Origin of the sequence: Niastella sp. (genome assembly GCF_045805085.1) — a bacterium.
Classification (GTDB): Bacteria; Bacteroidota; Bacteroidia; order Chitinophagales; family Chitinophagaceae; genus Niastella.
The window spans coordinates 36,917-43,164 of record NZ_JBJMLX010000184.1; the positions used below are offsets into that span (position 1 = coordinate 36,917).

General features: G+C 42.5%; 6 protein-coding genes. 2 read left to right on the forward strand and 4 right to left on the reverse strand.

What is annotated here, in order from left to right:
• Window positions 1-12: 12 nt before the first annotated feature.
• Complete coding sequence (locus ACJ751_RS09445) at window positions 13-891, reverse strand: SDR family oxidoreductase (protein WP_407745240.1); 879 nt, start codon at window positions 889-891, stop codon at window positions 13-15.
• Window positions 892-987: 96 nt separating this feature from the next.
• Here ACJ751_RS09445 and ACJ751_RS09450 point away from each other — a divergent pair, with 96 nt between their 5' ends.
• Window positions 988-1,959 carry a GlxA family transcriptional regulator gene (locus ACJ751_RS09450; protein WP_407745241.1) on the forward strand — a complete coding sequence of 324 codons (972 nt, stop codon included), beginning with the start codon at window positions 988-990 and terminating at the stop codon, window positions 1,957-1,959.
• A gap of 9 nt (window positions 1,960-1,968) precedes the next feature.
• On the opposite strand, the gene ACJ751_RS09455 is transcribed toward ACJ751_RS09450, so the two are convergent.
• From ACJ751_RS09455 to ACJ751_RS09465, 3 genes are all read right to left on the reverse strand, one after another.
• Entirely contained in the window at window positions 1,969-2,391 is a 423-nt protein-coding gene (locus ACJ751_RS09455) for an SRPBCC domain-containing protein (RefSeq protein ID WP_407745242.1), read from the reverse strand.
• A gap of 169 nt (window positions 2,392-2,560) precedes the next feature.
• Window positions 2,561-3,163 carry an outer membrane beta-barrel protein gene (locus tag ACJ751_RS09460; protein ID WP_407745243.1) on the reverse strand — a complete coding sequence of 201 codons (603 nt, stop codon included), beginning with the start codon at window positions 3,161-3,163 and terminating at the stop codon, window positions 2,561-2,563.
• A 127-nt stretch (window positions 3,164-3,290) separates the two neighbouring features.
• Window positions 3,291-3,827: a hypothetical protein gene (locus ACJ751_RS09465; protein ID WP_407745244.1), complete on the reverse strand. Its 537-nt coding sequence runs from the start codon at window positions 3,825-3,827 to the stop codon at window positions 3,291-3,293.
• A 302-nt stretch (window positions 3,828-4,129) separates the two neighbouring features.
• Between ACJ751_RS09465 and ACJ751_RS09470 the strand changes: the two genes are divergently transcribed.
• Window positions 4,130-5,149, forward strand: a complete 1,020-nt coding sequence (locus ACJ751_RS09470; RefSeq protein ID WP_407745245.1) for an AraC family transcriptional regulator — start codon at window positions 4,130-4,132, stop codon at window positions 5,147-5,149.
• The last annotated feature ends 1,099 nt before the right edge of the window (window positions 5,150-6,248 follow it).

Here is a 6,248-nt window from a genome sequence, read left to right on the forward strand (position 1 = left end):
TTATTATAATGGTTATTCCCACATATGACGATGCTGCAGGGCAAATTGTTCAAAAGTGGTGGGTGTTAAACCGAACAATTCATGCGTGTGGTTGTCTATTATCGCTTCGGGATTCCGCCTTCTTTCCGCGGCCTGTTCTTCCAATGCATCTATAAAATATGCTGGTAACCCTGCTGATGACAATGCAGCTTTGCGTTCATCCCAGCTTACCGGCACATAACGGATCGTTTTGCCGGAGCTCTTACTTATGATACCTGCAATGTCTGCCATAGACAGCGCCTCCGGCCCGGTGACCCGCAATGATTCTCCCTGGTACCCGCCTTTTGCCAATAAAGCAGCTCCCATCTTCGCTACATCGCGAAGGTCAACCGGCGACATCCGGATATTTTCCAGGGGTAAGCGAAGTTCACCGGTTTGCCGAAAGGCTGCTGCTTCACGCAGGTATACCTGCATAAACTGACTGGGACGCAGGTGCGTCCATTGCAGACCAGAACGTTCAAGATAATCTTCGATCTGTTCGTGCTCACGGGTATACCGGAATCGTTGCGAGTCATAGCCATGCTGGGATTCCTCGCCGGAGAATTTGATTACATGATGCACACCGGCCTGTTTACAGGCATCAATAAACGTATATTGTGTTTCAACCATTCGATCATTTGCCGATGAGATCAGCATGGCCCGCTCCACGCCCTCCAATGCGGCTTTCAGCGTTTCCTGTACGGTCATGTCGCCGGTGTAGACGTTGACCCCTGGTAAATCAGCTACATATTGTGCTTTAGCGGTATTGCGCACCAGGGCACGAACCTGGTATTGTTGGGCAGCCAGTGCCTGTACGATCAGCGTGCCACTCTGGCCACCGGCGCCGCTTACGAGAATCTTGCTATTTTTCATGAAGGCAAAGCTATAGTGTCAGTAAATTGCTGAGGGGGTGTACATTTAGCAATTTGAGGGGTTGTTTGTTCAATTATCCCATGATACCTTAGCTTCATGAAACAAGTGACCTTTTTGATTGCGGACGGGGTATTGAAACCAAGTTGTCTTTTTAATGCCATTGAGGTGTTCGAAAAGGCCAACGAATTTCTTGAACAAACAACGGGTCAATCTTATTTTGATATCCGGCTTACCGGGACTAACCTGCAACAACGATTGGCGAATGGCTTATTCAGTCTGCAGGTGGCGCCGCTTGATACCATCGGTAAAGCCGGGATAATTATATTGCCGAGCTTTGCAGAGCAGGACGATTATGCGATTGGTAAAAACCGCGAAGCGCTGGATTGGGTTATCAATCAATTCAGTGCCGGTGCAGAGGTGGCCAGTTTGTGTACCGGTACATTCCTGCTGGCAGCTACGGGACTTTTGAATGGCAAACCCTGCGCCACGCACTGGAAAGCAGCAGCCTACTTTCGCCGGTTGTTTCCCGAACTGGAATTGCATACCAATAAAATCCTCACCGATCAACAGGGCGTGTACACCGCAGGTGGCGCTTTATCAAGTCTTAACCTGGCGCTCTATATTGTAGAAAAATATTGTGGACGCGAAGCCGCACTCTATTGCGCCAGGGTTTTACAGATCGACATTGAACGGGATTCACAATCTCCTTTTATTATGTTTGAAGGATTGAAGGATCATAAGGACAATGTGATCCGCCATATTCAGGAATTCATTGAGCAACATATTGGGGACCGATTGACCGTAGACCAGCTGGCTGTTCATTGCAGTATGGACCGGATTAATTTTACCCGGCGATTTAAAAAAGCTACGCAATTGTCGCCTGCCGATTATGTTCAAAGAGTTAAAGTAGAAGGGGCCAAACGTCTGTTTGAATCAACCGACCAACAAATAAACGAGGTGATGTACAAGGTGGGTTATATAGACGTAAAAGCTTTTCGCCAACTATTTAAGAAGATAGTAGGAATGACGCCCGGTGACTACCGGAACAAGTTCAGTAAAGTGGCTTAAGATAATAAACTATACAAGTTTACCCTCCACATAATTCTTGAAAGAATTGAGTACAGCCTGGCAAAAATCACGCTGCTCTTCCACTGAGGGTTTTTCATCAGGCTCAAAAGTTTCTGTAAGTATTACCGGGTAACCCTGACTGAAAGTGATGGTAGCCGTGCGGCCGCTATTTAGGGTATAGGAGATCAATTCATGGTTTACTACTTCATCATATTTGCCGGTAAAATCAAAACTGAATCTACCATCTTTCGTACCCATGCGATATAAAAATTCCCCTCCGGGTTTACAATCATTTTCTACCAGGGGGGTGTGCCATTCTTCATTTATATTATTCCATTGCTGAATGTCTTTTGGATCATTCCACATCTTCCAGATATGTTCAATTGGTGCTAATATTTCGATATTCACAGTTATCATCACTTTTTTATTCATAATCTTTAAAATTGAGCTATTAGTTAGGTAGCAAACTTATGTACCTTACCCTTCGTCAAAGAGGTGTAAATGCGACAATTTCAGAGGGGGATTGCGACAGAGAGCTTGAAAATAAAAAAGCCCCGACGATATTGTCGGGGCCTTATATTGAAAAGATTATACTAGTTTATTATTTCTTTCCACCACCGATACAAAATCCAACTTTGATGCCCATGTATCCGTTCTTTGAAGTGTAAGTGGTTTTGCTGCCTGATGAAGAAATTGCATCAACCTTGGTAGAAGGAACGATATTATATTCCAGACCTACACGGAAGTGGCTAAGTTCAACACCAGCTCTAACCATTTCGCCAAATTTATGAGCGGCACTAACAGAAGAAGATGCACCGTTATTATTAACAGAAGCAGCCGCCAGGGAATAAATACCCAAGCCAGCACCCGCAAACGGACGAACTGTGTTTTGGGTGAAATAATAATCACCGGTAAGCAGATAAGATCCTGCAGCTTTTACACTAACATCTGCTGCGTTTCCATTTGCGTCAACTGTTCCGCGGGCCATAACTGCAGCTTCCATCCGAAGACCCACTGAAAGATTCGGAATTACTTCATACTTAGGTTCAACTACAAATAACACCCCACCTTTAGCGCCTGTCCCGCCCGGGATGGCATAACCCAAACTAACATCTACTTTAAAGGGTTTAAATGGTGATTCTGTTTGTGCCTTAGCAAATACAACGCTAGATAATAATAGGATACTGAATGTGATTTTTTTCATCGATACTTTGTTTTTAGGATTCTGCACAAAATAGAAGTGATTTTTTTTTTAATGCAAGGCAAACGAATAATAAATTTATTATATTGATATTAAAACAATATATCCGGAGGCCTTTCGTTGCTGCATTCTATTGTGTTATGTAAAACTCAATATTGTATTCGGTTTCAGCCAGGTAACCATATTTGCCACAGGATGATAAAACTGCGCTGCCTATGAATAGAATAAGCACGGCAACATTTGAGAGAGGCACTTTCTGTTCGGGCAAATTATCAGACTTATAATCTTCGGGCATGATGACCTGTACCTTTAAAATATACCTGAAGTAGTAAGCAACAACGAGCGCGGCAGGAATACTGATGGATAGCCAGGTGGCCAGATCCCTCGCAATTCCCTGTATGTTCTTATAGCAAAGCAGATAAGCGCCCAGGCCTATAACAATACCAGCTACTGCTGCGAGCAAATAGCCAAGGATACATTGCCATACCGATCTTGTTGGAGATTTAACCAGCGGCTTTAATTGTATGGCATTGATAATACCAATTGACAGGAACATAAACAAGATGTCGAAGGGTACAAACAGGGTATAATAACCGAGCCAGAACACCCAGGGCGTAAAAAATAAAAACGGCCAGATGCCGGCCAGGGTTTTTCGTTTCCCTGCCATTTGAAATGTTTTGTTCTGGGTTCTTACAAGAAAGAAAACAAAAACAAATAAAGACAATGTATGCATCATAAACTGCGGGGTTGTTAACAGTTTATCATGATCGCCGGTAAAACCGTGCGCAATAAGCGGATGAAAAACACCTAACGCACCGGAATAAACGGCGAGGTTGCCTGCCAGCTACCCACTTTTTTAAAAATATGTTTTTACCTGATTCCATATAATTTCGATTTACAATGCAAAGCACCGCCATTTTACAGGCGGGAAAAGGGGTATTTTCTGCCTAAAATGATATATTTTACGTCATGGCTTTACAGGGCACGGTCATTCGCACTATTTTTCAAACGGCTACTTCATTTGGAACAGCTTTCGATACCCTTTGCCAGCTATCAGGCATCAGCCCCGAAGAAATTAGCGACTCAGAAAACATGGTTGAATGGGAGAAAGCAGCGCTTATTTGGGTACCTCTTTTAAAACTGTCGGGCGATCCATTGATTGGCCTGCATGTTGGCATGGGGGTAGATAAACTGCTTCATGGAATGGTTGGCTTTTTGATCCAAAGCAGTAAAAATCTTGACCAGGGTCTTCAGCTATTATGCAGGTATGGCCATATGGCATCGCCGATGGTGGAATACAGGTATACAGTCAATGAGGTGGCTATTCTTGAGATGGCGCAGAACAAGATGTGGCTAATGAAACATCCGGAACCAGCAAGGCATGCCAATGATTTTTTATTCGCAGCAACCATCAATACGATCAATACTCTGTTGGGTAAGCATATTGTTCCTTTAAGGATTGAACTGGCTTACGAAATGCGGGAAATATCAGAATACAGGAAGTTTTTTGGCTGTGAGGTGCTTTTCAATAAAGATACCAACCGCATTATTTTAAGTAAAGAAGTCTTATCAACCCCTATACTCACCAGCGATCAATCCATGTTTCAACTTTTCAGCTCCATTGTGGCTGATAAGCAGGCGCGGTTGGAAACTAACAGTACTGTAGAAAATTTAAAACAGGTATTATTCATGCAGTTCAAGGGAAGGATACCTACGATTGAAGAAGCAGCCTCCGCCATGAGTATGACACCACGCAATTTGCAACGCAAACTGCTGCAGGAACAAACCACCTTCCGCGATATTGCCGGAGAAATAAGAAAAGAAATTGCCTTCCAGTTAATGCAAAACCCGGCTATAAAAATATCCGAGGTTTCCGACATCTTAGGCTATTCAGACCTTACTGCATTTAGAAAGGCCTTTAAATCGTGGACGAATTCAACACCGAGGGAAATGCGCCAAAGCTTCGGCGGTCGAGGTAGTGCTAATTAAGTATCGGTCTTCTCCAGGAATTTCATTAACCCATAAATCATTTTCCTCACAGAAAGCTTTTAAGATGACTGCTTGCCTTTCTTTGATGACTGATTTACCTTCGAAGTCTTCTTTAACCGTTGTACTTGTTGGAAAGCTTGCGCAAAGGAGATTTCTGATTGTTGTGCAAGAATCTTGGCTCCCTTCAATGATAATTCCACCAGTGATATTTTTAATTTTGCTTCGGGTATCATTGGGTAACATTTCTTGTAAAATTAATAAAAAACTGGGAATGCGAGAATCGTCCCATTCAACCAAAAAGGCCTCAAGTCCAATGACTTAAAGCCTTTCCAATTTATTGGTAGTCCCGACAGGAATCGAATGTAGCTCTCTAAAATATGTGTAAATCAGCTTGTTAAACTGATTTTCCATTGACTTGGCCCCCTCGCAACTCTCGCAATTTGATTTGATTTATAGTAGTTTAAAAATGGCAGAATCGAACATGGCTGTCAAATAGAAATAAATACAATCAATCAATAATAATGGACACGGTGAACTCAACTCAACATAATCTAATGCCATAAAATTGAACAGTTTGTCCAAACTGGCGAAAATATACTTGTTGGCCTCCGTTTCGTTTCTGTGCGTTACCCTGTAATATTCATAACGCTCAATGCACACGGCATTGGCGTTAGCAGGTATTTCTTTTTTGAATTGGCGACATTAATAATATTCCGGCCCTTGGATACCTTCATGCCCGAAATAACAACCTGGTAAAAATCGTAAGGCCATCGGATGATTAAGATTAATCTACATATTATTTTATTGTGACTACACGGTGAAGGTCGCATGCCTTCTTGCTAAAAGGTTCAAAAGGAATAGTTTTCAGATATTGTTTCCAGTAAAAAGACAGCGTATATTAGCAGCAATATAAAAGTTAGCTGTTGTTTTAGTGGCGCGCATTCTCAGGCCTTCAAATTGACACTTTACTAATGCTTAAATAATGTGTAAAATTGACGACTTCGACCGCTTAGACTTAACCCTTTTAAATGGCAAAATCACATCTTTTATTGATGTTCTGACAAGTGCTTCATTAAAATCCTTTCATCAAAGATTGACA